General features: G+C 48.3%; 19 protein-coding genes, 2 pseudogenes and 1 other annotated feature. Of the genes and pseudogenes, 10 read left to right on the top strand and 11 right to left on the bottom strand.

The annotated features are described in order from the left end of the window. The first annotated feature begins 8 nt into the window (after positions 1–8). Positions 9–1,376, top strand: coding sequence for an AmpG family muropeptide MFS transporter (locus tag LOS15_RS04935; protein ID WP_263068526.1), 1,368 nt, complete (start codon positions 9–11; stop codon positions 1,374–1,376). Between the two features lie 7 nt (positions 1,377–1,383). Here the strand turns inward: LOS15_RS04935 and LOS15_RS04930 are convergent, their stop codons facing one another. Both LOS15_RS04930 and LOS15_RS04925 read right to left on the bottom strand, forming a co-directional pair. Continuing rightward, on the bottom strand, positions 1,384–3,204 hold the full coding sequence (locus tag LOS15_RS04930; RefSeq protein ID WP_263069630.1) for an SEC-C domain-containing protein: 1,821 nt from the start codon (positions 3,202–3,204) through the stop codon (positions 1,384–1,386). Positions 3,205–3,339: 135 nt separating this feature from the next. Continuing rightward, the gene (locus LOS15_RS04925; protein ID WP_263068525.1) at positions 3,340–4,587 is read right to left on the bottom strand and encodes an ABC1 kinase family protein; all 1,248 of its coding nucleotides are present in this window, start codon (positions 4,585–4,587) and stop codon (positions 3,340–3,342) included. Between the two features lie 188 nt (positions 4,588–4,775). Here LOS15_RS04925 and LOS15_RS04920 point away from each other — a divergent pair. Further along, positions 4,776–5,090 (top strand): annotated as a pseudogene (locus LOS15_RS04920) (toprim domain-containing protein); the annotation flags it as partial. 81 nt (positions 5,091–5,171) lie between these two features. Further along, positions 5,172–5,807, top strand: a complete 636-nt coding sequence (locus LOS15_RS04915; protein WP_263068524.1) for a hypothetical protein — start codon at positions 5,172–5,174, stop codon at positions 5,805–5,807. Here LOS15_RS04915 and LOS15_RS04910 read toward each other — a convergent pair. After that, positions 5,804–7,081, bottom strand: a complete 1,278-nt coding sequence (locus LOS15_RS04910; RefSeq protein ID WP_226916873.1) for an IS3 family transposase — start codon at positions 7,079–7,081, stop codon at positions 5,804–5,806. The genes LOS15_RS04915 and LOS15_RS04910 overlap by 4 nt on opposite strands. 209 nt (positions 7,082–7,290) lie before the next feature. After that, a pseudogene (locus LOS15_RS04905) lies at positions 7,291–7,374 on the bottom strand (hypothetical protein); the annotation flags it as partial. An 80-nt stretch (positions 7,375–7,454) separates the two neighbouring features. On the opposite strand from LOS15_RS04905, the gene LOS15_RS04900 reads away from it, so the two are divergent. The 5 genes from LOS15_RS04900 to LOS15_RS04880 are packed head-to-tail and all read left to right on the top strand — an operon-like array spanning position 7,455 to position 14,236. Next, positions 7,455–8,189 carry a site-specific integrase gene (locus LOS15_RS04900; RefSeq protein ID WP_263068523.1) on the top strand — a complete coding sequence of 245 codons (735 nt, stop codon included), beginning with the start codon at positions 7,455–7,457 and terminating at the stop codon, positions 8,187–8,189. Continuing rightward, positions 8,189–9,973 (top strand): hypothetical protein, encoded by a 1,785-nt coding sequence (locus LOS15_RS04895; protein ID WP_263068522.1) that lies wholly within the window; start codon positions 8,189–8,191, stop codon positions 9,971–9,973. Before LOS15_RS04900 ends, LOS15_RS04895 begins: the two co-directional genes overlap by 1 nt. Beyond that, positions 9,973–11,850 carry a hypothetical protein gene (locus LOS15_RS04890; RefSeq protein ID WP_263068521.1) on the top strand — a complete coding sequence of 626 codons (1,878 nt, stop codon included), beginning with the start codon at positions 9,973–9,975 and terminating at the stop codon, positions 11,848–11,850. The genes LOS15_RS04895 and LOS15_RS04890 overlap by 1 nt, the downstream gene beginning before the upstream one ends. A gap of 2 nt (positions 11,851–11,852) precedes the next feature. Then, positions 11,853–12,329: a hypothetical protein gene (locus tag LOS15_RS04885; RefSeq protein WP_263068519.1), complete on the top strand. Its 477-nt coding sequence runs from the start codon at positions 11,853–11,855 to the stop codon at positions 12,327–12,329. Continuing rightward, positions 12,326–14,236 carry a DNA topoisomerase III gene (locus LOS15_RS04880; RefSeq protein ID WP_263068518.1) on the top strand — a complete coding sequence of 637 codons (1,911 nt, stop codon included), beginning with the start codon at positions 12,326–12,328 and terminating at the stop codon, positions 14,234–14,236. Before LOS15_RS04885 ends, LOS15_RS04880 begins: the two co-directional genes overlap by 4 nt. A gap of 95 nt (positions 14,237–14,331) precedes the next feature. Here LOS15_RS04880 and LOS15_RS04875 read toward each other — a convergent pair whose 3' ends face one another. Continuing rightward, the gene (locus tag LOS15_RS04875; protein WP_263068516.1) at positions 14,332–15,480 is read right to left on the bottom strand and encodes a hypothetical protein; all 1,149 of its coding nucleotides are present in this window, start codon (positions 15,478–15,480) and stop codon (positions 14,332–14,334) included. 164 nt (positions 15,481–15,644) lie between these two features. Here LOS15_RS04875 and LOS15_RS04870 point away from each other — a divergent pair, with 164 nt between their 5' ends. Then, complete coding sequence (locus LOS15_RS04870; protein ID WP_263068515.1) at positions 15,645–15,809, top strand: helix-turn-helix domain-containing protein; 165 nt, start codon at positions 15,645–15,647, stop codon at positions 15,807–15,809. Positions 15,810–15,903: 94 nt separating this feature from the next. Here the strand turns inward: LOS15_RS04870 and LOS15_RS04865 are convergent, their stop codons facing one another. After that, positions 15,904–16,782, bottom strand: a complete 879-nt coding sequence (locus LOS15_RS04865) for a hypothetical protein (RefSeq protein WP_263068513.1) — start codon at positions 16,780–16,782, stop codon at positions 15,904–15,906. Positions 16,783–16,927: 145 nt separating this feature from the next. Between LOS15_RS04865 and LOS15_RS04860 the strand changes: the two genes are divergently transcribed. Further along, positions 16,928–17,107, top strand: coding sequence for a type ISP restriction/modification enzyme (locus tag LOS15_RS04860; protein WP_263068512.1), 180 nt, complete (start codon positions 16,928–16,930; stop codon positions 17,105–17,107). Positions 17,108–17,152: 45 nt separating this feature from the next. On the opposite strand, the gene LOS15_RS04855 is transcribed toward LOS15_RS04860, so the two are convergent. The 5 genes from LOS15_RS04855 to LOS15_RS04835 all read right to left on the bottom strand — a co-directional run bounded on the left by LOS15_RS04855 (position 17,153) and on the right by LOS15_RS04835 (position 23,247). Further along, positions 17,153–18,369 (bottom strand): IS3 family transposase gene (locus LOS15_RS04855; protein ID WP_263068511.1). Its coding sequence is split into 2 segments (ribosomal slippage): positions 17,153–18,084 and positions 18,084–18,369, totalling 1,218 coding nucleotides; the frame shifts between segments, so codons are not numbered across the junction. Then, positions 17,978–18,094 (bottom strand) — a sequence feature (AL1L pseudoknot). It overlaps the preceding gene by 117 nt. 325 nt (positions 18,370–18,694) lie before the next feature. Then, positions 18,695–19,792 carry an SAVED domain-containing protein gene (locus LOS15_RS04850; protein ID WP_263068510.1) on the bottom strand — a complete coding sequence of 366 codons (1,098 nt, stop codon included), beginning with the start codon at positions 19,790–19,792 and terminating at the stop codon, positions 18,695–18,697. Between the two features lie 36 nt (positions 19,793–19,828). Continuing rightward, entirely contained in the window at positions 19,829–20,290 is a 462-nt protein-coding gene (locus LOS15_RS04845) for a Mov34/MPN/PAD-1 family protein (RefSeq protein ID WP_263068509.1), read from the bottom strand. Further along, positions 20,291–22,012 (bottom strand): ThiF family adenylyltransferase, encoded by a 1,722-nt coding sequence (locus LOS15_RS04840; RefSeq protein ID WP_263068508.1) that lies wholly within the window; start codon positions 22,010–22,012, stop codon positions 20,291–20,293. Continuing rightward, entirely contained in the window at positions 22,009–23,247 is a 1,239-nt protein-coding gene (locus LOS15_RS04835; protein ID WP_263068507.1) for a nucleotidyltransferase, read from the bottom strand. The genes LOS15_RS04840 and LOS15_RS04835 overlap by 4 nt, the downstream gene beginning before the upstream one ends. Positions 23,248–23,277: the final 30 nt, after the last annotated feature.

The following is a 23,277-nucleotide window of genomic DNA, read 5'->3' as shown; positions in this document are numbered from 1 at the left end:
ATGACTACATGCCCACCCCGACGCCCCAGCGCAGTTGGTTGGCGGCGCTTGGTATTTACTGCCGAGCACCTGTGATCACCATGCTGTTTTTAGGCTTTTCCGCTGGCCTGCCGTTTCTTCTGGTATTTTCCACGCTATCAGCCTGGCTACGCAGTGACGGTGTAGAAGTGGCCGCCATCGGCTTTTTTGCCTGGATTGGTATGCTCTATTCAATCAAGTTTTTTTGGGCACCAATTGTAGATCGTTTAGCGCTTCCGCTACTAACCCGCGCGTTTGGCCAACGCAGGGGCTGGATGCTGCTGGCCCAGGGCATGATTGCCGCTGGGTTAGTCGGTTTGGCAGGTGTAGACCCCGTAGGTAACTTAGGCTGGGTAGCAGCCTTTGCCCTTTTGGTGGCATTTGGCTCCGCAACGCAAGATATCGCCATCGATGCCTACCGAATTGAGTCCGCTGATGACGATGTTCAAGCAGCCATGGCCTCCACCTACATTATTGGCTATCGAGGCGGGCTGCTGGCGGCCGGGGCCGGTGCGCTCTACGTGGCCTCGGCAGTATCATGGAACGCGGCCTACCTCACTATGGCTGCGCTGGTAGGCATTGGCGTGCTCACCGTGCTAATTCGCCCGGAGCCCAAGCGCGCCTCGTTAAGCGTACAATTAATTCATGAACCCAAAGTGCGAGCGTTTATTCGTGCCAGCCGAGGCAAGCCCAAAACGCTGCGTCGTTTAGGTGCTTGGGGGATTGGAGCGATTGTCTGCCCTTTTACCGACTTCTTCCGCCGCTATGGTGTGAAGGCGATGGGCATTTTGGTCTTTATTGCGGTGTTTCGCATTAGCGACCTTGCCATGGCCTCCATGGCGAACCCGCTCTATATCGACCTTGGCTTTTCGCTGGCAACGATCGCCAATGTTACCAATATTTTTGGAATTGCCATGAGCATTGCAGGGGGCATATTGGGCGGGCTGCTAGTAGCCCGTTACGGCATTGGCCCGCTACTGGTGTTTGGTGCGGGTTTGGTAATGGTAACCAACCTGCTGTTTGCAGCTCTTGCTGTGATTGGCAATCAAGTGCCTATGCTGGTGGTAACGATTATAGGCGATAACCTCGCCAATGGGCTTGCCAGCGCGGTGTTTATTGCGTTCCTCTCCAGCTTAACCTCGCGGGCCTACACGGCCACACAGTACGCGCTATTTTCGTCACTGATGACGCTGCCGGGCAAATTCTTGAGCGGATTTGGCGGCATTGTGGTGGGCGCCCAGGGCTATGCCACTTTCTTTGTGGTAGCCACACTGCTCGGCTTACCCGCGATTGCGTTAGCGATCTGGATAAGCCGAGATAAGCAGCTAGTCCCTACCCCGCTTGCTCAGGCTAACTAGCCGCCTGTTAGCGGTGATGATTAAGCCACTCCAGAGCGCCTGGGGTGGTGCGCCACTGGTCACGCATTAACGTGCGGTACTGCCATGCCTCTGCCCGGGAGCCAGGGTCAACCTGGCCATCAGCATAGGGCATGGAGGGCCTTGGGCTTTCAGCACACAGCAGCTCAAGCGCATAGCGGTTATGGGCAACAGCCTCTGCCAAAGCCGTTTCAGCGGCATCGCGCTTCGCTAGGCGATAAAGCGCCAACGTGCGGCCCATCAGTAACCCTAATACCAGCGAGCCATCGTCTTTATGCGGCTCATCAGTCAGCGCTAGCGCTTCTTCGTTGCGGTCATCTCTTAGCAGTTGGTCTAGCACCAGCTCTTTCAGACCCAGGCTATCTTCTTGGTCTATCGCCAATAACTCTTCGGCCAGCTCGCGGGAGTGTTGCCGGGCGCCACGCTCCATGCCTACCACCAGCGCCAAGCCGGTACGTAACAGCATGGCATTATCCGCATCGTCCCAGCACAAACTGCCGTCACCGGCAGCGCGTGCTTGCTCTAACCAGCGGGAGAGACGCAACGCCAGCGGCTCCAGCAGGCTTGGCGCCATCCACGGTAAGCTACCAAACCGGCTGGTGAGGGCAAGCGCTACGTCTTGCACTACTTGGGGTGCATCTAACCACTCGGGGTGCGCACACAGCGCCGACATCCACTCCACCGCGTTGCCCCAGGGGTCGTCACGGAATCCAAGCGCCACCTCTTCATCCACCATCACTTGAAACTGCTCGTGCCAAGTCGCAAATAGGGTCTCTTCGCGAGCGGTAGTGTTGTAAAGCAGCTTCCCTGTCTCTGGATCGTGGTTAATATTCAGCTTAGGAGCGATGGGCAAGGCAGCTAACAACGCCTGCAGTGACACCAGAGGCGTGGCCATGTCCTCTTCAGCGCTTAGCAGCTGGTCGGCAAGGGTTGCGCCGGGGTTTTCAGCCAGCGCGGCAAGAAAATCGAGCTGCTCTTCATCCAAATCGCCCTGACGCACCAAACGGCGGTACCAAAAATCAGCGCGCTCTTTGGCTTCACTCTCATGCCCTTCATGCAGCAGCAGCATCGCTTCGATGTAAGCCAGCGTCGGGGAGTCAGGCAGCGCTTGTTGCGCTTTCACAAACGCAGCGCGGGCGCTGTCTAAGTCGTCGTTATCCAGGTGCATTAAGCACAAACGCTCAAGCGCCACGCCGCGCAAAAACAGCGGGCCACGCTCCATCACGTCATCTAAAAGGTCGGCGCGCTTGCGGGTAAAACCACGTTCTTGATAAATATCCAAGAGGATTTCAAAGGCAGGCTCCGCCTGTTCGGGTAGGCGCGACCAGTCACTGCCATCAAACAGCGACTCAAGAATCTGCATGGAGCGCCCTGTTTGGCCGCCCTCCGCAGCGATCAAACCCGCTTCCAGTAGCGCCTGGGCAGGGGCCTGCTGGCTCTCAAGCGCCGCTTTAAGCGTGGCGCCCTTCCACTCCCGAAGCGATAGCATCCACATCATCTGCTCAGGAATTTCCGTTGGGAATTCAACGCGGTAGCAACACTGTTTGTATTTGCGCCCAGAATCGCACCAGCAGGGCTCGTTACGGCCCGGAGTCGCCAGCGGCTCACAGCCAAAGTTGAGCCGCTCTAACGGCGTTTGTGACCATAAAATGGGCGCGAGCGCCTGAGCCGTTGCGACATTGCCATTAAACGATTCTGCGCCCTTACCACGCACCCATGTCATAAAATCTGGGTAGTGTTCCTGCTGCCTGATGGCCGAGAGTGCCCCAGAGGCAAATCCCAGCAGTTGATCGACCCATACCGCCAGCATTGCCGCCTCCACTGTTGTAAGACTAGTGATTTTGAACATCCAATGGGCGCCCTTAAAAGCCCCATGAATCTTCAGAACCCAATTGAAAAGCGCAATAGTCTAACATGGGTGGCAATGCGATCGCAGCGGCAATCGTTAGGCCGAGCGGGCCCACTTGAGCAACGGTTCAGTGCGGGTGTGCATATCTAAACGCGCTTTAAGACGCACCAAGTTCCAGTAGTGGCCGTTCAACGCCCGGGAGAGTAGCAGCGTATCCGCTGGGGGTTGGAGGCGATCCATGGCGGCCCACACCTTCGGTGTCAGCTCCCGCAAACGACGATGCACCCGTACATCACTGAAGTCCTGCTCGCCGGGAGCGAATAGCGGCGATACGCAATCGGCGGACTCTTTATACAGCGAAAGTGGCGCGCCCTGCCCTTGTCGGCCCCCCATCTTCATTAAGGCGTCATCCATGGCCATCGGGTCTTGGGCCAGGGTGGCATCCAGAAGCTGCATCATGGCTTTGAGCCGCGCTTCAGGGACGGGAATCACGGCACCAAAGTCGTAAATCACTAAGCGGCCCTGGTCGTCGCAGGCAAAGTTCCCCGCATGGGGGTCGGCATGCAGTTCGCGGTAGGTAAAGAGTTCTTCTGTAATCCAATCCGCCAGCGCTATGGCTACTTTTTGGCGGGTGGCATCATCGGTACTCTCTAGATCGCGCAGCGGGGTGCCGTCTACAAAACGCATCGCCAAAACGTGCTGTCCAGACAGCTCAAACAGGGGCTCTGGAATCACCAGGGCAGGGTTATCCTGGTAGCGCTCCCGGTAACGCGCCAGCGCCTCGGCCTCGGCATGATAATCCAACTCATCCCGCAGCCCGGCGGCTAACTCCTCAAAGAGCGCATCCAGCCGCGCTTGTGGGACTTTAAACCAGCGCCCCAGGCCCATTATTCGCCTTACTTGCTTGAGATCACTTTCTAACACCTCGGCAAGCCCAGGGTACTGCACTTTGAGCACCACGGTTTCACCTTCATGGGTCACCGCTTTGTGCACCTGCCCCATGGACGCGCTGGCAAAGGGGCGCTCTTCTATGTTGCGAAAGTGCTGGTCGATATCGCCGTACTGCAGCACCAGCGCTTCGCGAATTTTCGGCCAAGGCATTGGCTCGGCTTGGCGCTGCAGGCGGGCAAGCTCGTTGGCGAGATCGGGAGGCAGCAGGTCATCCCATTGAGACATAATCTGCGCCAGCTTCATCGCCGGGCCTTTCAGCTCTGAAAGCCCCTCAAACAGCGCCTCACCCAAGGCCCGCCAATCCGCTTGGCCGCCCAGGCGCGTTTTTAACAGGGCACCCCCTGTGCGGGCACCCAGGCCCAGTAAACGTCGTGTTCTACCGCGCTCGCGCATGGAAACTGCCTCCCAATGGTTTGTGTCAGCTTACTCAATTCAGTAATTTTATACAAAAACTATACGCACAAAATTGGCGCGACACCTTTCAATCAGCTGTATACATTTTCACGCCTTAGCGCTCAAACCTCAGGATGCCTTCTGCTACCATGGCAACTGTTTCTTGACTGCTGCCAGGGCCATACCGTATGCGCTTGATTATCGCCGAAAAACCCAGCCTCGCCCGCGCCATCGCCGAGGCTCTGCCTAGCGCCGGCAAACGTCAGGAAGGGGCTATCACCTGCGGCGATACCACCGTGACCTGGTGCCTGGGCCACCTGCTGGAACAAGCCCCTCCAGAAGCCTACGACCCCGCTGATAAACAGTGGCGGCTGAACCGCCTGCCCATTGTGCCCGGCACGTGGCAACTGGCCCCGCGCTCTAAAGCCCGCGGCCAGCTCGCAGTAATTCGTAAGCTAATGAAGCAGGCCACCAGCGTGGTGCATGCGGGCGACCCGGATCGAGCACTGTTACGATTTTTCTATTGAATACGATTGTTACGTATAAAATCTAAGAAATCGTGAAATTACGGCATGGAGACTTGCATGGGCATAGTGCTATGGGAAGTTCCTGACTTTGTTGTAGATCAGTCAATTAAACGAGAGATTAATAGGTCTACCGGAGAGCTATCAATATGCTTTGAAGGATCTGGCAATTCTCTAGGCAAACTTCCTCTCTTATACAAGGAAGACGGTAGCAGCATTAGAGTCGCGAATATTTGGCTGATACATTTAAAAGCCAATTTGCGTAAGAAAGCGGTTAACACTCAAGCACAAGCATTGCTTCACTACTTTACCTTCATTGAAGATATAGGCATTGCTTGGGACACTATGCCTGCCGCCCTTAGAAAAAGGCCTACCTATGGGTTCAAGAAGCACCTTCGTGAAGCATATAAAAATGGAGATATAGCTAGATCTACTGCCAATAGCTATATGGGCGTGGTGATCAAGTTTTATAAATTTTATCTGGCTAGAAATCACCCATTTGAACACCCACCGTTTAAGTACGAGATAGTCAAAGTCAATACGAGTGGGTCACATGAGTATATGAGAAAAACATTGATTCATGTGGACACCACTGATCTAAGATTAAAGCTACCAAATGATACGAGCCATTATGGCCTATCACGCAAACTGCTTCCCGGTGATTTTCAACCCAGTTGTCCAAATGGCTGCGCTTAAGCAGCCTGTTGATTACGCTCGATTTCGTGCATTTTTCCCGGGTTAAGCGAGACTGGGCCGGTGACTTCCCAGTTTCGAGTGTGGCCCGACCAGCGTTGCGGATGTCGCTGCTTCGCACGTTGGTATACCGCGTTCCGGCGTTCCAGGCGCTCTTGGTCTACGCCGCGATGACGGTCCGCTGGCGTGACATACTGGATGCCACTGTGCAGGTGCTGTTCGTTGTAAGCCCGCTCGAACGCTAGCATCCATTCTCGTACCGCGCCCAGCGATGCGAAGCCCTTGGTGGGCCACGCTGGACAGTATTTGACGGTACGGAACAGCGCTTCCGAGTAAGGGTTATCATTGCTTACTCTCGGCCGACTGTAAGACATCAACATGCCCAGCTCTGTTAGCCTCGCTTTGAGCGTATAGGAGGTCATCGGTGCTCCGTTATCAGAGTGCAGTACTGGCGGCTGATGCCAGCAACCTTCTCGCAGCAAGGCACGTTCCAAAAGCTGTTTAGCCAACTCGCCCGATTCCGTGTCGTGGACTTCCCAAGCAATGATTTTGCGGCTGTAGATATCCATGATCAGGTAAAGATACCAGTGCTGACCTCGCACAACGGAGGCACAATAACTGATGTCCCAGCTCCAGACCTGGTTTGGCCCTGTAGCCGTAAAGCTAGTCGGCTCGGGGACTGAACGACGTGGTTTCATACGGCCACGATGGTGCTGCTGATGATGCTTTTTCAAGACCCGATAAAACGACGATTCGGAGGCCAGATAGACGCCTTCGTCGGCCAATAAAGGAACGATTTGAGACGGCGGCAAGCTCTGATACTCGGGGCGATGGCACGTGTTCAAAATGGCTTGCTCTTCCTCATGCGTCAGCTGATGCGGCTGCCTGTGTTGCCCTGCATGTGGACGCTGATCCTCGACAATAGCGCCGCGCTCAGATCGCCACCGCTTCAGTGTGCGTTCGCTTATGCCGATCACGGCAGCCGCTTGATAACGGGACGCGCCACCCATAACCGCTTCGTCAAATAGCGCGATGAGCCTTGCACGTTCCTTTAGAGGCGTTAGTCGTCCTCGCCGCTGTCCGGATCCTCGCCGTACAAGGCTTCGAGCTTTTTTGAAAGCACCAGCAACGACGTTGTTTCTGCCAGCACCTTGTCTTTGCGCCGTACTTCCGCTTTGAGCTGCTTGATGGTCTTTCGGTCTTCTTTGCGCTGTTTCTGCGCTGCTTTTGCCTGCTCTTCTTGCCGACCAGCTCCTTCGAGACAAGCGGCTTTCCATTGCTGGATTTGCTCGGGATAAAGGCCTTTTTCACGACAGTAAGCGCCAAGCTCTGTTTCTGACATCGTCGCGGTTTCGATGACAACGGCTAGCTTGGCGTCAGGTGACCATTCGTTGTCGCCTTGGGTGTAACCCGGCACAGGCACTCCTTTTTCTCGACACTGTTTTAACCAACTATACAGCGTCGCGTTGGAGATGCCTTCTTCCGTTGCTACCGACGCCACACTGCGATTGTGGGGCGGCAATAACTTTTTCAGGATGGCGGCTTTACGCTCTTCAGAATAACGTGGCACATGAATTCCATACCGCTCCCTCTGGACTGAGTTTAGGTGATATCGCCAACCGGACAACTAGGCTGACAGAGGGGGTTCCAATGAATCATCAGGAATGGCGCGTCGCTAAAAAATACTACAAGGAGCTTCAAACTGGAGTTTCGAATAGAAGCAATAACACAAAGAGCATTGCGTTATCTCAGGAGTTCCAAATTGCAATCGAGCTAAGTCGATACTGTGGATTGAGAAGATCAGAAATTATAAGTCTTCGGTTAAACGCAATTTACAAGCCCAGCTCAGAACAGCTGAGAAAGAAATACCTCATCAACGCTGATGGTTTAGCACTTGACCCAAGGGCAGGTGTGGCAACTAAAAATGGGACGGTAAGAATAGCTGAAATCCCTTCTGAATTGATGCAGCAACTCTATGACTATACTAACTCAGCTCGATACATACAGCGCCGGAAACTATATGAGGAAAGCCATCCTGAAGACAAACACAGTCCCCCGCTGCTCTTAAACCAGTTAGGCAAGCCATATTCATCTAAAAGTATTGATGCACGCTGGGGTGAGCTCAGAAATGCCATTAGAAGCGAGCTTCCAAATTTTAGCCATAAGTTTCATAATTTACGCTCGACCTATGCTGTTGAAAGATTAAAAGAATTATTGAATTCAGGAATAAAAGAAGGGAAAGCCCTCGACTATCTCCAGTCTGTGATGGGGCACAAAAGCAGAGCCACATTACTGGGCTATCTCAAGCTTTCTGAGGAAGTAGTTACAGCTAATGAAATTCATGAGCTGGCAACAAACATCATTCTTGAAAGTGGTGAAAATTAATGGCTTTTTTAAAAGAAAAAAAAAGAAAAACATCGACAGCACAAAAAACAAATTTAGAAAATGTAGTCAGCATAAACCTGAAGGATAGATTTATCACTGATGGGCACGGCACTGCCAATTTTGAGCGCCTTCTTTATAGAGGATGCCCAATTCTTTCAATGGAAGAAAAACGTACAAACAAGCCTAAGACTCAGGCTGATCTTGTCGATGCCAATCGCAGAGAGCTGGCAATACAAGTCTGTAATGCAATCCACGCCATGGATAAAACTGACAGAACCAAGATTAATATATTTAGAGAAACAGTATCATTTATTAGAAAAATGGACTCGGAAGGAATTAACGACACTTTTTGCCATGACTCCGTATCCATGTACGTTAATGAGCTAGCAAAACTATATGAAAAAGGCATAAAAGGAAAAAGCTTATCTTCTCGCCAAAACTCTATTAAATCGTTGCTAAAAGAGCTAGACATAGAGCTATACGAGCAATGTAAAAATATATTCATAACTTTTCCATCAGACAGTGAGCCTACAAAGCCATACACAGACGATGAGCTTAATAAAATAGCATCAGCTCTTTATACAATATTTGACGATTACGCAAAGCATATCGACAACGATACTGCACCGCTAATTTTCCCACTCTATAATGCAAAAAATAAAGATGGCACTTTTAAATTTGAGAGCAACGGAGTTTCTATACGATATACAACTTCTAATAACAGTGATAGCACATGGAAAACCGATCTAGTTAGAGTTGCATACTTCATCACCTGCTTACACACTGGAGCAAACTCCAACCCTCTCTTGGGATTAAAAATATCAGATATAGATGAAGAGCCTTTTCAAGACATTAATCGCAGATCCTATAAGCTTAGGACGATTAAAGGAAGGCAATCAGGAAGGGTAAACGAAATAGAAGTCGGCTTTACGAAAAAAGGAAAAACTTTTTTTAATAGGTGGCTTAAAATTAGTAAAAAGCTAAACTCTCACAGTGATGGGTATATATTTCCAAATTTCTCTCGCAATAAGCCATCAAAAATGACCACTAGCAACGCTAGTAAACTAAACAAATACATCATCAACTTCGGCATTCCTGCCTTTAGTAGCCAGCGGTTTAGAAAGACTAAGGCCTCTCTTATTATGAGAGCGACTGAGAGTGTATTCATGGTTGCTCAAGGGCTAAACAATTCTGTAGCAACTGCATCCAAGCATTATGCTAATGGAGATCCAGTAACAACTGAGCTCTCACTAGCCTCGGCACTATATATCCGTGAGCAAACTGCACTAGGGTCACCATTAGATAACGCAATAAAAGAAAGTGCATTTATTTTCAATGACCCAATCAAAGAAAGCGCCACAAACACTAAGTATAAAAAACTATCAAATGGCTTAAGATGTGGTGGTGCCTTTGGAGAAAAATCAATTAAGATAAAAAACGCATTAATTAAAGAAGGGCTTGCCAAAGAATCTGATCTTGTTGCTTGCCATAAGTTTTTAGAGTGCTTCGGCTGTATGCATCATGCAGTAGTGGCAGAAGTGGAAGATATCTGGTTATTACTGTCTTTTGGTGATGTTATATTGGAGTCTCTCACAACTCCATCTATCAATTCAAAGCCATCAAATTTGCTAAATAAAGTCCACAGCACCGTTCAGGTTATTATTGAACGCATTAAAACGAAACATGCAACTGTTTATCATGAAGCTTATCAAAAATACCTAGATACAGCACACCCGCTTTGGCAAGATACTAGTGACATTGAATTGATGCTGGAAATTTACTAATGAATGAAACAACAAGGGCTAAAGATTCGGAATTGACGACGTCTATTAATGATATAGTCATATCTATTGATTCTGATGGAAACCCATATAGTTACTACTCGTCAGACAAATGGATTTTGTGGTCTCTTAACTTCGATGTTTCTTTTTCCAGACTGTCAGGAGAATTCAAAAAAGCCACTAAACATCTTGTATATAAGGTCATAACAAACAAAACCCTCAAATCTAAAAAAAGCGCTATTAAAAACATCATTGAAGGGGCAGTTATTTTTGAAAAATGTATAACAGCATGCAATGGCTATTCATATGAATTCATTGATGAAGACAAAAACTATCGAAAAGTTATAGATCAAGCAAAGAATAGAAAACTAAAATATAAAACATGGAAAAATAATTTAATTTTCATTTCTCATCTATATGCTGAAAAATTAATAATCCGAAATATAGGTAGCGCTGATAACTTAGCAAGATATTTGTCAAGTAGTGGTGATAATATTTCTCAGGCAATATGTTTGCCAGAGCGTATCGCCACCATTTACTATAGAGAGTCTCTAAACTTAGTTGAAGTGTATTACCCCTATAGGCATGAAATATCTTCTGCTTACGCCGACTTCATTACTGAGTATGAAAGACTAACAGGTCGATATACTTCAAGCATATCATCCAGAAAACATGCGCTTAAAAATTTAAATTTTGATCTGTCAGCCATAGATATTGAATTTGATTATAGTGGTCATTGGCTCTCAAAACTAAGGGGAGCCTGCTACATTGTTATCGCTGCATTTACGGGCTGTAGAGACGCTGAAATAAAATCATTTAACTTGGAATCATATCAAGAGAAAAAATATGCTGGTATGACGGTGTCTGTGCTAAATGGAATTCACACTAAACCCAACCTTGGTGGTGTCGAACGAACCATCTCATGGGTAACCATACCTGCAGTTAAGAAAGCTATTGAATTACTATGGGATGCTTTTAGCTTTGCACGCGAAGGATGGAAAAATCAGGCGTCGGATATAAAGCACGTAGATGAGCGCAATAAATTTCTAAAAGATGCGGATAGTTTATTCGTTACACTACCACACTCAACCGCAAAGAAGCCTAATGCTGGAAGACAGTCAATATTTCATTCGCTTAATTCCTTCATACGCTCACTAGATTGTCTTGCAACAAAAGATGACGTTTATGAATTTAATACTTTAAACCCATCCAGGAAAGGCGAGCTTAAAATTGGTGAGAGACTGCATATTCACCCTCATGCTTTCCGTCGCACATTTGCTGTTTACTTGGTACGCAACAAACTTTCATCTTTACTAGATATTAAATATCAATTTAAGCATATGAATATAGCGATGACTTCCTGGTATGCAAACCAAGCTAACATTGCTTCTTATCTTGACATGATGATTGACAACGAGCTTCAAGACGAAATAGCAGGTGAAAACAAAAATTATATGACTGATATTTTCTATCACCTTTACAATGAAGCTGAAACGTTAGCAGGCCCAGAAGGGAAGAGGATTAAAAACCTTCGAGCGGAAGGAGACTCCACTATATATCTAAGTAAAGAAGAGATACGCAAGCAAGTTGAGGAAGGACGCTTATCTATCATCGAGCATCCTGGTGGATATTGCACGAATCCAGATTGTGATAGAATTTGTGATATGGCCGTTTGTCAATATAAGGTGGTTACGGTTGAAAAAGCCAAGTCATTGGTTACTGTAAGAGATAAATTAATTATAAAATATAATGAAATTTATTCGAGCGGCATAGATATACCCAACATAATGTCAAAAATATATTATGAGATTCGCTCTATTGAGAAAGTTCTTTCAGAACACAACCTCGATTTTGTAGCATTTAGCAAAGAGGAATTTTAAACGTGGGCATCCAAAACACACCTTCTGAGCGGGGTGAAATAACCAAGCAAAGGCTTGAAGATGCTCTTCAGCGCTTAATCGATGGCAATCCTGAAAGAACTCCCAATGACGGAAAATTGAATTTAAGTCGAATAAACAAGGAAGCTGGCCTTAGCTCTGGTGGAATATACTATTACGATGACTTTGTTGAAAGAGCACGGCGTGAAATTGATAAACACAAATCAAGAATGTCGGCTTCTTCCTCAACTAAAGTTAAAGTTTCTGTAGATAGGCTTAGAGCCCAAAGAGATAAAGAACGTGAGCTTAAAGAACGTTACAGATCACAACGAGACGACATCAAAAAATTCTGTGACCAAGTTATCGCACGAAATGCCAATTTAGAATTCTCTCTTTATGAGGCACTTGAGGAAATAGAAGCCCTTCAGGCTGAGCTGAACAAAGTGAAAGTCGTTGAATTTGAGCGAGGTAAACAGAGTTGATTCTATACATTGCCGAAAAGCCGAGTGTCGGACGCGCAGTTGCAGATGTGCTTCCCAAACCCCACCAGAAAGGTGATGGGTTTATCAGGGTGGCTAATGGTGATGTTGTAACCTGGTGTATTGGTCACTTATTGGAGCAGGCTGAGCCAGATGCTTATGACCCTGAGTACAAAAAGTGGAAAAAAGAGCACCTGCCAATTATCCCAGTCGAGTGGAAACATCAAATCAAAAGCCAAACCCGCTCACAGTTTAATGCTGTCAAAAAACTGATCAAAGAAGCTGACCAATTGGTCAATATGGGTGACCCTGATCGCGTCGGTCAGATCCTGGTCGATGAAGTGATCAATTATTCAGGTGTGAATAAGGCAAAACGCGAAGCCACATTGCGCTGTCTCGTCAACGATATGAACCCTGGTGCTATCAAGAAGGCATTGAATGATCTTCGCAAGAATACTGACTTCATACCGTTAGCAACATCCGCCCTAGCAAGGGCAAGGGCCGATTGGCTCTATGGTATTAATATGACCCGCCTTTGCACCCTGCTTGGCCAAAGCGCTGGGTACAACGGCGTTTTGTCGATTGGCCGAGTACAGACGCCTGTATTGGGATTGGTCGTTCACCGAGACCAAGAAATCGAAAACTTTATAACCAAGCCATTTTATGAGGTCTTCATAACGCTTCAGACAGTGGCTGGTGAGTCTTTTACAGCTAAGTGGAAGCCTAGTACTGCTTGCGAGCCTTACATGGACGAGGAAGGCCGTGTGCTTTCACGAAAGCTTGCAGAGGTCGTTCTTCAAAAGGTAGTCGGACATTCAGGCAACGTCATCGCAGTCAAACGCGACAAGAAAAAACAGCCTGCCCCCCTGCCCTATAGTCTTTCATCACTGCAAATTGATGCATCAAAGCGTTTCAATCTAAACGCCCAGAAGACTCTGGACATATGCCAACAGTTATATGAACGCCATAAGCTGATCACCTACCCGCGGTCAGACTGTCGGTATCTACCCAAAGGCCATTACACTGAACGCCAAACAGTGGCTCAGTCGATAGCCAAAACATCGGCGGCGCTTTCTGATAGCGTTCAAAAGGCTGACCTCGACCTAAAGAGTAAGGCGTGGAACGATGCTAAGGTAGGCGCGCACCACGCAATTATACCAACATCCAGGGCAGTTCCAGCTGATCGCCTGTCTCAGGATGAGAAGAATATCTACGAGCTAGTTGCCCGCCAGTACCTGATGCAATTTTACCCGCCGTTTGAGTATGCAGAGCACCAAATCGACAGCGAGGTGGAAGGTGGATTGTTCGTTGCCAAACAGAAGTCAGTTATTTCTAACGGCTGGAAGGCGCTGCTGCCTCCTCAAAAGACCCCAAAGCAAGACGCTGAATTTTCCTCAGTGGCTCTTCCCAACGTTAAGACTGGAGATCCTGTTACCTGCATCGACGGCAAAATGGACGAGAAACAAACCAGCCCCCCGAAACGCTTCACAGATGCAACATTACTCTCCGCCATGACGGGAATAGCGAGGTACGTATCAGACCCTGAAATTAAAAAAGTGCTCAGGGATACGGACGGGCTCGGCACGGAAGCCACCCGTGCAGGGATCATCGAGTTATTGTTCAAACGGCAGTTTCTGACAAAGAAAGGCAAGGAAATACACTCGACAGACGCAGGAAAGCATCTTGTGAACAGTCTGCCTAAACGAATGGTTGTTCCTGATATGACCGCACATTGGGAGTCTCAGCTTGAAGCCATCAGCGAGAAGCGGATGCGATACGGGCAGTTTATGCAGCCCCTCACTGATGGCCTGAAAGCGCTAATCGTTGAAGTAGAAAGCGGTGATTTCTCGGCTCTACGTGGAATGGGAAAGAAGCCGATGCGAAAAAGAAAAACAGCTAGAAAAAAATAGCTCAGCACAAACCTCATACCGCGGTTGATTCAATGCTTATCTGGTTGGCGTCCTATGTGCAACACAAGGACGCCCTGAGCAATATTAATTCTTGCTCAAACGCTCTGTTCGTACAGGTCACTCTTCTCAAAAACGTCGGCTAATCGGTAAGTAAAACCGCCGTCGTCAGTGCCCAGAATCATATTGAAGATGACACGGCTCAATGAGGACTGCGGAAGGTTATAGTTCCTACCAAATGGCTTCACTTCCCATTCATTGGCCAGGGCACGCTCCATACTCCGTGAAATGTTCCCAACAACCGAGTTAGCTGCCTGCCGTTTGCTGATAGAGCTACGCATATAATAGGCAGCGGCGTCCTTGGCGGCCCGCCAAATGAAGTTATAGACCTGGGCTACACTAAAATGCTCTAGGCACCTGCTGAGCATCTGGCGGCTTTTCTCCCCCGGCGACAAGTACAGCTGATGCTCTTCAAGCATAACCTTCAAGAAACCAATGCACTCGTTCAGTTGGGCTTCCTTACATAGTGCATTAAATTCGGGAGATTGCTTGACGCTGTGTGCGATTTCCTCATCAAAAAACTTATTGATAAGTGCAGTGACTTGGTCGGCATCAAAGGGAAGGTTAAATGCGCATGCTCCAAGGTCGATACTCAACTGACCATCTTCATGAAGCTCGATCACCTCAAGACGTGTATCTAGGGAAATCAACAATAGATTGTGATCAATCAAATGCTGAAGCACCTTATGATCATAGACAGGATCCGGCGACAGTGTGCAAGTGGGATAATCGTTAAGTGGTTCTATAGTAGCAAGTTCTTCATCGCCTAACGCCTGAATCGCCGCTAGTAGATAGATCTTGCTTTTCAGGGCTAGCGTTGCTAGGTCTGGTACGTTGCTTTTAGCTGTCTGCCGCATTTTCAGAAGCAACTCTTGCTTTTCGTCAGCAATGGCTTGTCGTTCGGCTTTTAAGCATGCACTACAGACCCGCTCCCGAAGCCATCGGCGGTCTTGATACTGGCTGCGAGTACCAAAGCGGTATGGCTGTCTGCAACGACCACAGCAGATATCTTCCAGCCATACGAAAGCATGCTGTTCGACGAACTTACTGACCTCGTGTGTTTTCATTGAATTAGCGGTCGCTATTTCGCTAATTTTGAAGACAAACTCGCCGTCTTCAGACTGCCTCCAGTATTCCCCGCAGATATGCGCGCCCTGCTCATCATCAGTGATTATTTCCAACTTCATCCAGGCCGCTCCAAATGGGAATCATAGTCCGTGGAATTGTATCCAGTGCCCCGTGATAGTTCCATCCTTTGGATGGAGCAGGACAGATGCGGAACGAGAAGCTGGTGGCGTTCGGCCAGAGGGTCAGAGAGATTCGTAAAAGTAGAGGGCTATCCCAGGAAAGCATGGCTGCACTGTCTGGGATTGATCGCAGTTACATGGGCCACATAGAGCGCGGTGAGAAGAACATTACCCTGACTAAGATCTATCAGATCAGTGACGCGCTCGGCATTGAGGTCGCTGACCTCTTTCCACGTGCTGACACTAGCAGCTCCACGTCTTCACAATAGCGGTGTTAGTTTTAAAAGTGTTTAAGCGATTTACAAAAAACAGGCCCAAACATAGAAAGTTTATCTCTATAAATCAATACCCTACATAATGTAACTATCCCAGCAGTGTCTTCAGATACGTCTGAGCTTGGATCGCAAGCACACCACCTGACGCGCTTTCCAATACGGCTTTGATACTTCCTGCGGTCGCTTTGATGATGGCCCACTTGGGCTTCGGTGACGCTGCCTGAGCCTGCAATGTCGCCAGCTCTGCTTGTAACTCCTCGCGCAAATCAGCCTCCATGCGTCCCTGCTGGATGGCTTCGCGCAGTAACTCAATCAATGCTGAGAGAGCTGCCATGTCACCATCTGTCTGGGTCTGGTTGGTGCTATTCGAACCGATTTGGATTTGGGAGCCGCTTACGTCCCCGAAGTGATAATGCTGCTGTTGCACGGTCTCTTTCTCCTGCTGCGTAAATGTCATGCCCTCCCCAAGCACACCTTTGGTCTCCAGATCGAGCGCCCACTCAAGAACCCGGTTCCGAACATTCTCGATGACACCCTGCACCTGTACGGAGGAAAACCTGAGCACCGGGCGCATGGCCATACCGTTTGTCTTACGCATCATCTGCATCAGCGCTTGCTCGATATCGGCCGGGAAGTGGCTGTAAATACCAGTTGTGCTTTGCATAAGCTGCATCAGTTCAGGTACTGGCTGCCGCACCTTGAAGTCTGTCAACAACTCAGCCATTTCTGGCGACGCAAAAAAAGGGATCGGGCCATTGATTGGATTCTCGGCCATCAACTGCCCCCTCACACGGCGATAGTCAGGCACCTCTTCAGAGTAATAGCCGTTCAACTCACTACTGATCCAGTCAACCAGTTCGGGCACAGCTAAACGCCGTGCAACGACCAGTGCCCGGCGCAACAAATCACTAGAAGATACCGAGGTATCAATTGCCGCATTCACCAATTCTGGGACAAGGGCAGGCATCCTTCCTCCAATTTCTTGATAGCTAGCTATATACCTAGATTGTTACCATCCACTAAATTAGAGAAAGTCGCACCATTTTTACGCCCACCTTTCTGATATTTATTTAGCTTACTATTAAAATATCTAAGGGCACAGTAGTTGTACAGTGGAACATCATCACCAAGAAACCAAGGTTATCTACAACGATAAAATTACCATCGAAAATATGCCTGAAGAAGCATACAGCTACTTCGTGAACGGTAAGCTAGCACTGGAGTGGGTCATGGAACATCAGGCGATTACCACTGGTAAGAAATCGGGCATCGTCAATGACACCAACGATTGAGCGATCTGAACCGCCCCGGTTATTCCGGAGACCGGTTTGTTTGAGTCAGGCAGCTTCACCCGACTCCTCCAATTGACGATAATACGTCCTTTCTCGTTCTGCTGGTGGAACGTTTCCTATGGGTTCCAGCAGTCGGCGATTGTTAAACCAGTCAACCCACTCCAGCGTGGCATACTCAACGGCATCTCGCCCTTTCCATGGTCCGCGATGGTGAATCACCTCCGTTTTGAATAAGCCGATGATGGTCTCGGCCAGCGCATTGTCGTAGGAGTCACCGGTGGTGCCGACTGAGGCATCGATACCCTCATCAGCCATACGCTCTGTGTAGCGGATCGAGAGATATTGGCTTCCTCTATCACTATGGTGGATTAACCCTTGCCTGTGCTTTCGTGCCCACAGGGCTTGCTCCAGAGCGTCCAGTACCAATCCCGTTTTCATCGACGTTGCTACACGCCAACCCACGATACAGCGTGCATAAACATCGATAACGAACGCAACGTAAACGAAGCCAGACCAGGTAGCGACATACGTAAAATCGGCCACCCAAAGCTGATTAGGACGCATGGCCGTAAAGTCACGTTTCACTAAATCAGGTGCTCGTTTCTGGCCGGGATCACTGATCGTCGTGAAGGGGCGTTGGCCTCGCACCACGCCGCGAATTCCCAGGCGTCGCATGAGTCGTTCTACGGTGCAACGAGCAACATTAACGCCCTCACGGCGAAGTTGCCGCCAGACCTTACGAGCACCGTAGACGCAGAAGTTTTCTTCCCACACTCGCTGAATCTCAGCGGTAAGAAACGCATCCTGCCGATATCGATCTGCCCGCCGCTCAGGATCGGTCTCAAGTGCCTTGTGGTGGTAATACGTCGATGGGGCGATTGGCAGCTGGCTACAAATCGACTCGACCCCGAACTGAGCACGATGCTCGTCGATAAATAACACCATCAATTGGGTTTGCGGTCGAGCTCCGCCTGGGCGAAAAAAGCAGCCGCCTTACGGAGAATTTCATTGGCGCGCTTCAATTCGACGTTTTCACGCTCTAGCTGCTTGAGTCGTTCATTTTCAGGCAGGTTAGCCGAGCTGTTTTCCTGCGTGAGTTCTGAGCGTTTGCACCAGGCTCTTAAGGTCTCTGGTGTACAGCCAAACTTGCTGGCAATGGAGCAGATCGCCGCCCACTTGGACGGGTATTCGCCTTGCTGTTCAAGGACTAATCGAACAGCTCGCTCCCGGACTTCTGGGGAATATCGTTTTGGTGAGTTCATAACTCCATCCTCTCAAGATATGGAGTCTCCGGTAAAGCCGGGACGGTTCAATCGACACCATAGGAAATGCTCGCTACCCACTTGAGCTATTTTTGCGGAAGGTTACGGCTAGCCTCAGGACTCAGGCGATCGTCAGAGATCTGCCGAAGCTGGATACCTTGTAATCAACAACAGGATCCAGGATGGCCTATTTCAGTTTTATATATAAGCTAGTAGCTCAGCCCTATTGTATGAAGTGGCTTGAGAAGCTAACGATGTTTACTGGTAATGCTTGGTCTATAAAAACTTTTGTTGCTAAGCAAAAAGACTAATCGAATTAAGCTTTTTATCTATCTATATAACATATCTGAGCATTATCAACGCCAGCAACAGGCATCAAAACACCCCAAGGATAGGCTGGCTTTTTGCCACGCTCATACTGATAGACAATCAGTTCAGGTAGGTTACGTTTGTCGTAACGACGCCCAAATGTGAAAACCACGCTGTTTGGCGCTGCCAGAACTAAATGTATGCGTTTTACATCATGCTCACTGAGTTGCTTGACAACTTCAAAGAATTGCTGTGCCAGGCGATTTTGTTTTTCGCGAGACCAATGTGCGTCTGAGGACATGCCATCGAGAGTAAGCCTCACAGTGGGATAATTAAATGTACTTTTTAAGTTTTTGTCGTCAATTGCATAAGAGAAAGCAAGTGCTATCACCACATCTTCTTCATGAATAACCCTCTCGACCCCATTTACACTAAATTCAGCTCCATCGTCTTCTTCATCAAGTTTACGCCAGTTTTCTCGCGTTCGATCCCAGTCATATAGATCAATCACTCCCTCATCGTCCAAAAGCACACCTGTTAGAAAAGTATAAGGAACAGATGTTAGACCACCATAAAAGACTTTCAGGCTGCTCCTTTCGGCACTTTTTTTGTGCTGAAGGATCGTTCGGTGCACACTATAAATCTCACTTAGTGCGCGTTCGGGCTCGATGACTTTTCCATCCAGACGATTCCGCAAGTCAAGCAGAACGGGGATAATTTGCCCTTTAGTGTTTTTTCTCACTACTTGATCAAGTGGAGAACCATCATCATCACGAAGTCCTCGACCTTCAACCACTACAACTCTCTTCTTAAAGTTGTTTTTTGCATCGCTCACAACCCTATAAACAATCAAGCCCAACGCGATTAATATAGCAATAGAGCAGATTGCTAGTATTAAGATGTGGATATCAGTGAAAGTTTTTTGTACGGACAAAATTTCTTCAGGTACAGCCCCCAGAATAAGACGCAAGATAAATGCCACAAATGGTGGGACACCGAAAACAGCTAACAACACACCAAAAGCCGACTTTAAAATAATCGCTTCAATTGAATGAACGCGAAATAGCCAGTCTGTTCCCTTGCGGACAAAATTTTCAAAGAGCTTTTTGATCATTTATATATCACTCACCACCAATTAATATCTGGCTATTCATTTCTCATGGACCAAGCCTATCGGGGTCGGCTCATGATCTCTAACGAAAAGGCTTGTACTAAATTCAAGCTGCGAGCACCACTTCAACCGAGCGATTAAAAGGACTGCAAACTCAACACCTCCTGAACCGTCGACTAAACCCTTCATCGCATTCAGATCCTGCAAACTGGGCTGCACTTCATAGCTTGGATGCGTGTGCCATTCACCGAGATAGTTGTATCGGCGATAGTCTGCCCCGGTTTTTTCAAAGAACTTCGCTAGAGCTTGGTTATGCTGTTCTGCATCACGAACAAAATTCGAATGGGAGCCACTTTTGCAGTCGACAGAAAAATCTACAATCCTAAACTTCTGGTCGCCAATCTCTTCGCCCATGATTATTCCGCCAATTTCACGCCGACCAGCGCGTATCATATGGCGCCGCATTTTATGCAGAACATCATTTGGTAGCAGCATTTGCATCTAACTCTCCTCAGAAGGAAGATGCTCTCTCAAGAGCTGAACCAATGCTTCTGGCTCCAGCATATCAGCACTCTCTCCCCATTCCCCATCGGGCCTGAGGTCAATAGGGCGAGTATCAAAAGGTTCGTTGAATAGCCACTCCGAAGAGAAACCGACAACATAGGCTGATACAGGAAAAACACTGGCTTCTGGCCGAGCCAAAATATCGGATGCAAATCGAGTCGCATGCCCTGCCATAATCGAAATTTCAGCATCTTCTGCAATTAACGGAGCCCCTTCTCCATCTCGACCATCGTAACGACCTACCTCTTCTGGTCGGATCCAATCCACATCTTGGTCATGGCACCAGGCCTCAATTTGAGATCGTGCCACCAATGGGACGGGATCTATATCTGGTCGAGCGCGAGCAACGATCCCCCCAATACCGCCAGCAAATACCTCCACCCAAATCATTGGTTTTTTTTGGCGTGTTGATACAGAGGCGATCATATTAAATGCCTTTGGTTCAGCTGTAGCATCTATCAGGAGATCGCATTCACCAAGTGACTCGAGGGCTCCAGCCATCGAGTTTGCGCTTTCTTGACCACCGAGGGACAATCGAAAGGCCTTGATGTCCATGTGTGGATTAATTCTGAGTAGTCGGTCACGCAAGGCGTGGGCTTTGTGAGCTCCTGTATCGTTAAGGTCTAGTTCGTTGCGAATGACGTTGCCGGGGAAAAAAATATCTTCATCAATAAAGAAGAAACTGCCTACACCAGACCGGCAAAGGCTAGTAGCAACTTTTGATCCGATAGAACCGCATCCAACAAGGCCCACTGTCTTACTAGAAAGAGAAGAGCTACTGTCTGGCAAACGTTGTTTTTCGCTCGGAAGCCGTAATGTTGTATAGTTAATGACTTTACGATCATTAATCTCCCCAAAAATACAGAAAAATGACCAAGACTCTTCGTCACCTATTAGCAGATGCGAAAAGCTGTTGCTGTTCAGTAGCGAGTCACACAGATCAACTAGCTCAAAACTTTCGAGAAGCGCTCGCAGCTCATCCGCATTACTTGCACTAGGACTACCGACTCCGACTAGCCGAACTACTAATCCCACATCGTTTGCTCTTCCTTCTGGGAACACGAAATCACTAGGCAATGCCGACTCTTCATTCGCACCAACATGAGAAAGCGTTGATATATATACAGACGATGAACTCCGCTCACTCAAAAAAACAGAGGTTGGCTCGCGCTCATTCAATGCATTGAGGATTTTTATATCGTGCTCGGTCACTAAAAACCGAAAGTGTTTTGACCGCATATCACGCCCTAAAGACGCCACGTGAGCCGAGTGTGCGAAAAGCACTTTGCCCTCCGCGGAGCGCTCTTCTAACAACAACTTTTGACAGCTAATTATCATGTCAGCCCCTGTGACTGACGGCTGCCAATTATCTGGTCGATGTTCCAGGCACATTTCACCATCTGCGCCGTACTGGTGAAAGGAAATTTGTGTTCTGTCTTTTGTGTAGACCATCGGTGGCGCATCGGGGAATACGCTTGGATAGACCATCTGAAAGATAAACACTTCATCTTCGTTGATGACTTGGAAGTCAACACACATGGCAGCATCTACATTGATTCGCCATCTAAATACCTGTAGCCAATCAACCGTGGCCTCAAGCTCTGCGATTTTGGCCTTCTCAGATGATAACCTTGCGTTACTCGTCATCCACCAGATCATGCGAAACCATCCGGCTTTTTGGGGTTCCTTGGTTCGTCTGAAAAAGACACTTTGGGGATTGAAATCGTCGAGGCAGCCGTTGCAGCCCCCAGGAGGCCGCCCCCTACAGAGCTCGAAGCATTGATACTATTACTTACCTGATCAGTCAGATCGCGCCCAATGCGATTAGCTAGAACACCAGATATCCGCCGGTGTTCGACAAGGCGTCCAACCTCACGAAAATCCTCACGGGCCTTTTCAAGCCAATCAAAAAATGCGTCCGCCCGCTCAGGATGAGCCTCCCACTTGTCTGCAAAGTTTTCTAGGGCATCAGTTGGATTCTTTATTACATATTTCGTACCGTCATAAACAATCGCATCCTGCATGCGGCTCAAGATCGAAAGTAGCGCATAACCAATTGTCTCTTCACCTTGATAAGCGTGTGCTGATAGAGTGGAAATAATGATCGAAATTGGCTTATCCGTTGGATCCTGAGTAAACATGATATCTCTATGGCGCTTTAGTATCATGATCGCTGATTGCAGAGGGGTTCTGACGCGATAGGTGGGGATATCTTCAATACTAGCTGTGATATTTCCTCCTGATCGCATCTCGTTGAGTACCTGTGTGCGCCGACGTTTGAAGACATCGCCCATACGAAACTTAAACCATTCTGAGTACCCCCTGGGATTGGAGCGTGGCCAGTCATTGGTGATCTGATAGTACTGAGGGGTCACTTCGTTATCGGTAATCGCAACCGCTGTATCGGCAAACTGAGTGTCCAGTCTCCTATCTTCGAGCAAGCGACGCTGATCGCGCCCATTTGGAATACAGGGAACGATATCCATATGAAATTGCGCGCCGTCTGCATATTCCAGCCGCCAACACCGACGACCTTCATGTACTTGCTTTGAGATGCCTTTGCTTTTGCGATAAAGCTTGATTTCATGGCCAAGGAGTTCTTTCAGATCAGCTTGGGACAGCTCCGATTTATCAAGGTTATTCAAATTGCAGGCGCAGTCGACATCATATTCTTCTTCAGCGGACTGTGGCTTGATGACTGTACCCAGCCGAAAGGAGCCCTGTACAAATACATCAGGGTCAAAATGGCGCACTTTAGAGTCGTCTCTATGAAACCACTCTCCAAGAGACCTATAGCTTTTCTCCGCTTGCTCGTACCGTGAGATAGGAATTTCAAGGGCTTTTGCCAGAGCATCTAAATAAGCTTCACTCTGTTTTGTGATTGTGACAGTCATGCGCACCACTCCCATATGAAAATATTTTGT

Origin of the sequence: Halomonas sp. 7T (assembly GCF_025643255.1) — a bacterium.
Taxonomy (GTDB): Bacteria; Pseudomonadota; Gammaproteobacteria; order Pseudomonadales; family Halomonadaceae; genus Vreelandella.
Note: the sequence above shows the minus strand (reverse complement) of the source record. Positions and strands in the feature narration are given on the sequence as shown.

Excerpts from the sequence above, each read along its gene's own strand:
- LOS15_RS04910 (WP_226916873.1), bottom strand. The coding sequence starts at position 7,081 with ATGGAAAGCCGCTTGTCTCGAAGGAGCTGGTCGGCAAGAAGAGCAGGC.
- LOS15_RS04925 (WP_263068525.1), bottom strand. The coding sequence starts at position 4,587 with ATGCGCGAGCGCGGTAGAACACGACGTTTACTGGGCCTGGGTGCCCGC.
- LOS15_RS04870 (WP_263068515.1), top strand. The coding sequence starts at position 15,645 with ATGGCTGCACTGTCTGGGATTGATCGCAGTTACATGGGCCACATAGAG.
- LOS15_RS04840 (WP_263068508.1), bottom strand. The coding sequence starts at position 22,012 with ATGATCTGGTGGATGACGAGTAACGCAAGGTTATCATCTGAGAAGGCC.
- LOS15_RS04935 (WP_263068526.1), top strand. The coding sequence starts at position 9 with ATGCCCACCCCGACGCCCCAGCGCAGTTGGTTGGCGGCGCTTGGTATT.
- LOS15_RS04835 (WP_263068507.1), bottom strand. The coding sequence starts at position 23,247 with ATGACTGTCACAATCACAAAACAGAGTGAAGCTTATTTAGATGCTCTG.
- LOS15_RS04895 (WP_263068522.1), top strand. The coding sequence starts at position 8,189 with ATGGCTTTTTTAAAAGAAAAAAAAAGAAAAACATCGACAGCACAAAAA.
- LOS15_RS04900 (WP_263068523.1), top strand. The coding sequence starts at position 7,455 with ATGAATCATCAGGAATGGCGCGTCGCTAAAAAATACTACAAGGAGCTT.
- LOS15_RS04890 (WP_263068521.1), top strand. The coding sequence starts at position 9,973 with ATGAATGAAACAACAAGGGCTAAAGATTCGGAATTGACGACGTCTATT.
- LOS15_RS04865 (WP_263068513.1), bottom strand. The coding sequence starts at position 16,782 with ATGCCTGCCCTTGTCCCAGAATTGGTGAATGCGGCAATTGATACCTCG.
- LOS15_RS04915 (WP_263068524.1), top strand. The coding sequence starts at position 5,172 with ATGGGCATAGTGCTATGGGAAGTTCCTGACTTTGTTGTAGATCAGTCA.
- LOS15_RS04875 (WP_263068516.1), bottom strand. The coding sequence starts at position 15,480 with ATGAAGTTGGAAATAATCACTGATGATGAGCAGGGCGCGCATATCTGC.
- LOS15_RS04845 (WP_263068509.1), bottom strand. The coding sequence starts at position 20,290 with ATGCAAATGCTGCTACCAAATGATGTTCTGCATAAAATGCGGCGCCAT.
- LOS15_RS04930 (WP_263069630.1), bottom strand. The coding sequence starts at position 3,204 with ATGCTGGCGGTATGGGTCGATCAACTGCTGGGATTTGCCTCTGGGGCA.
- LOS15_RS04850 (WP_263068510.1), bottom strand. The coding sequence starts at position 19,792 with ATGATCAAAAAGCTCTTTGAAAATTTTGTCCGCAAGGGAACAGACTGG.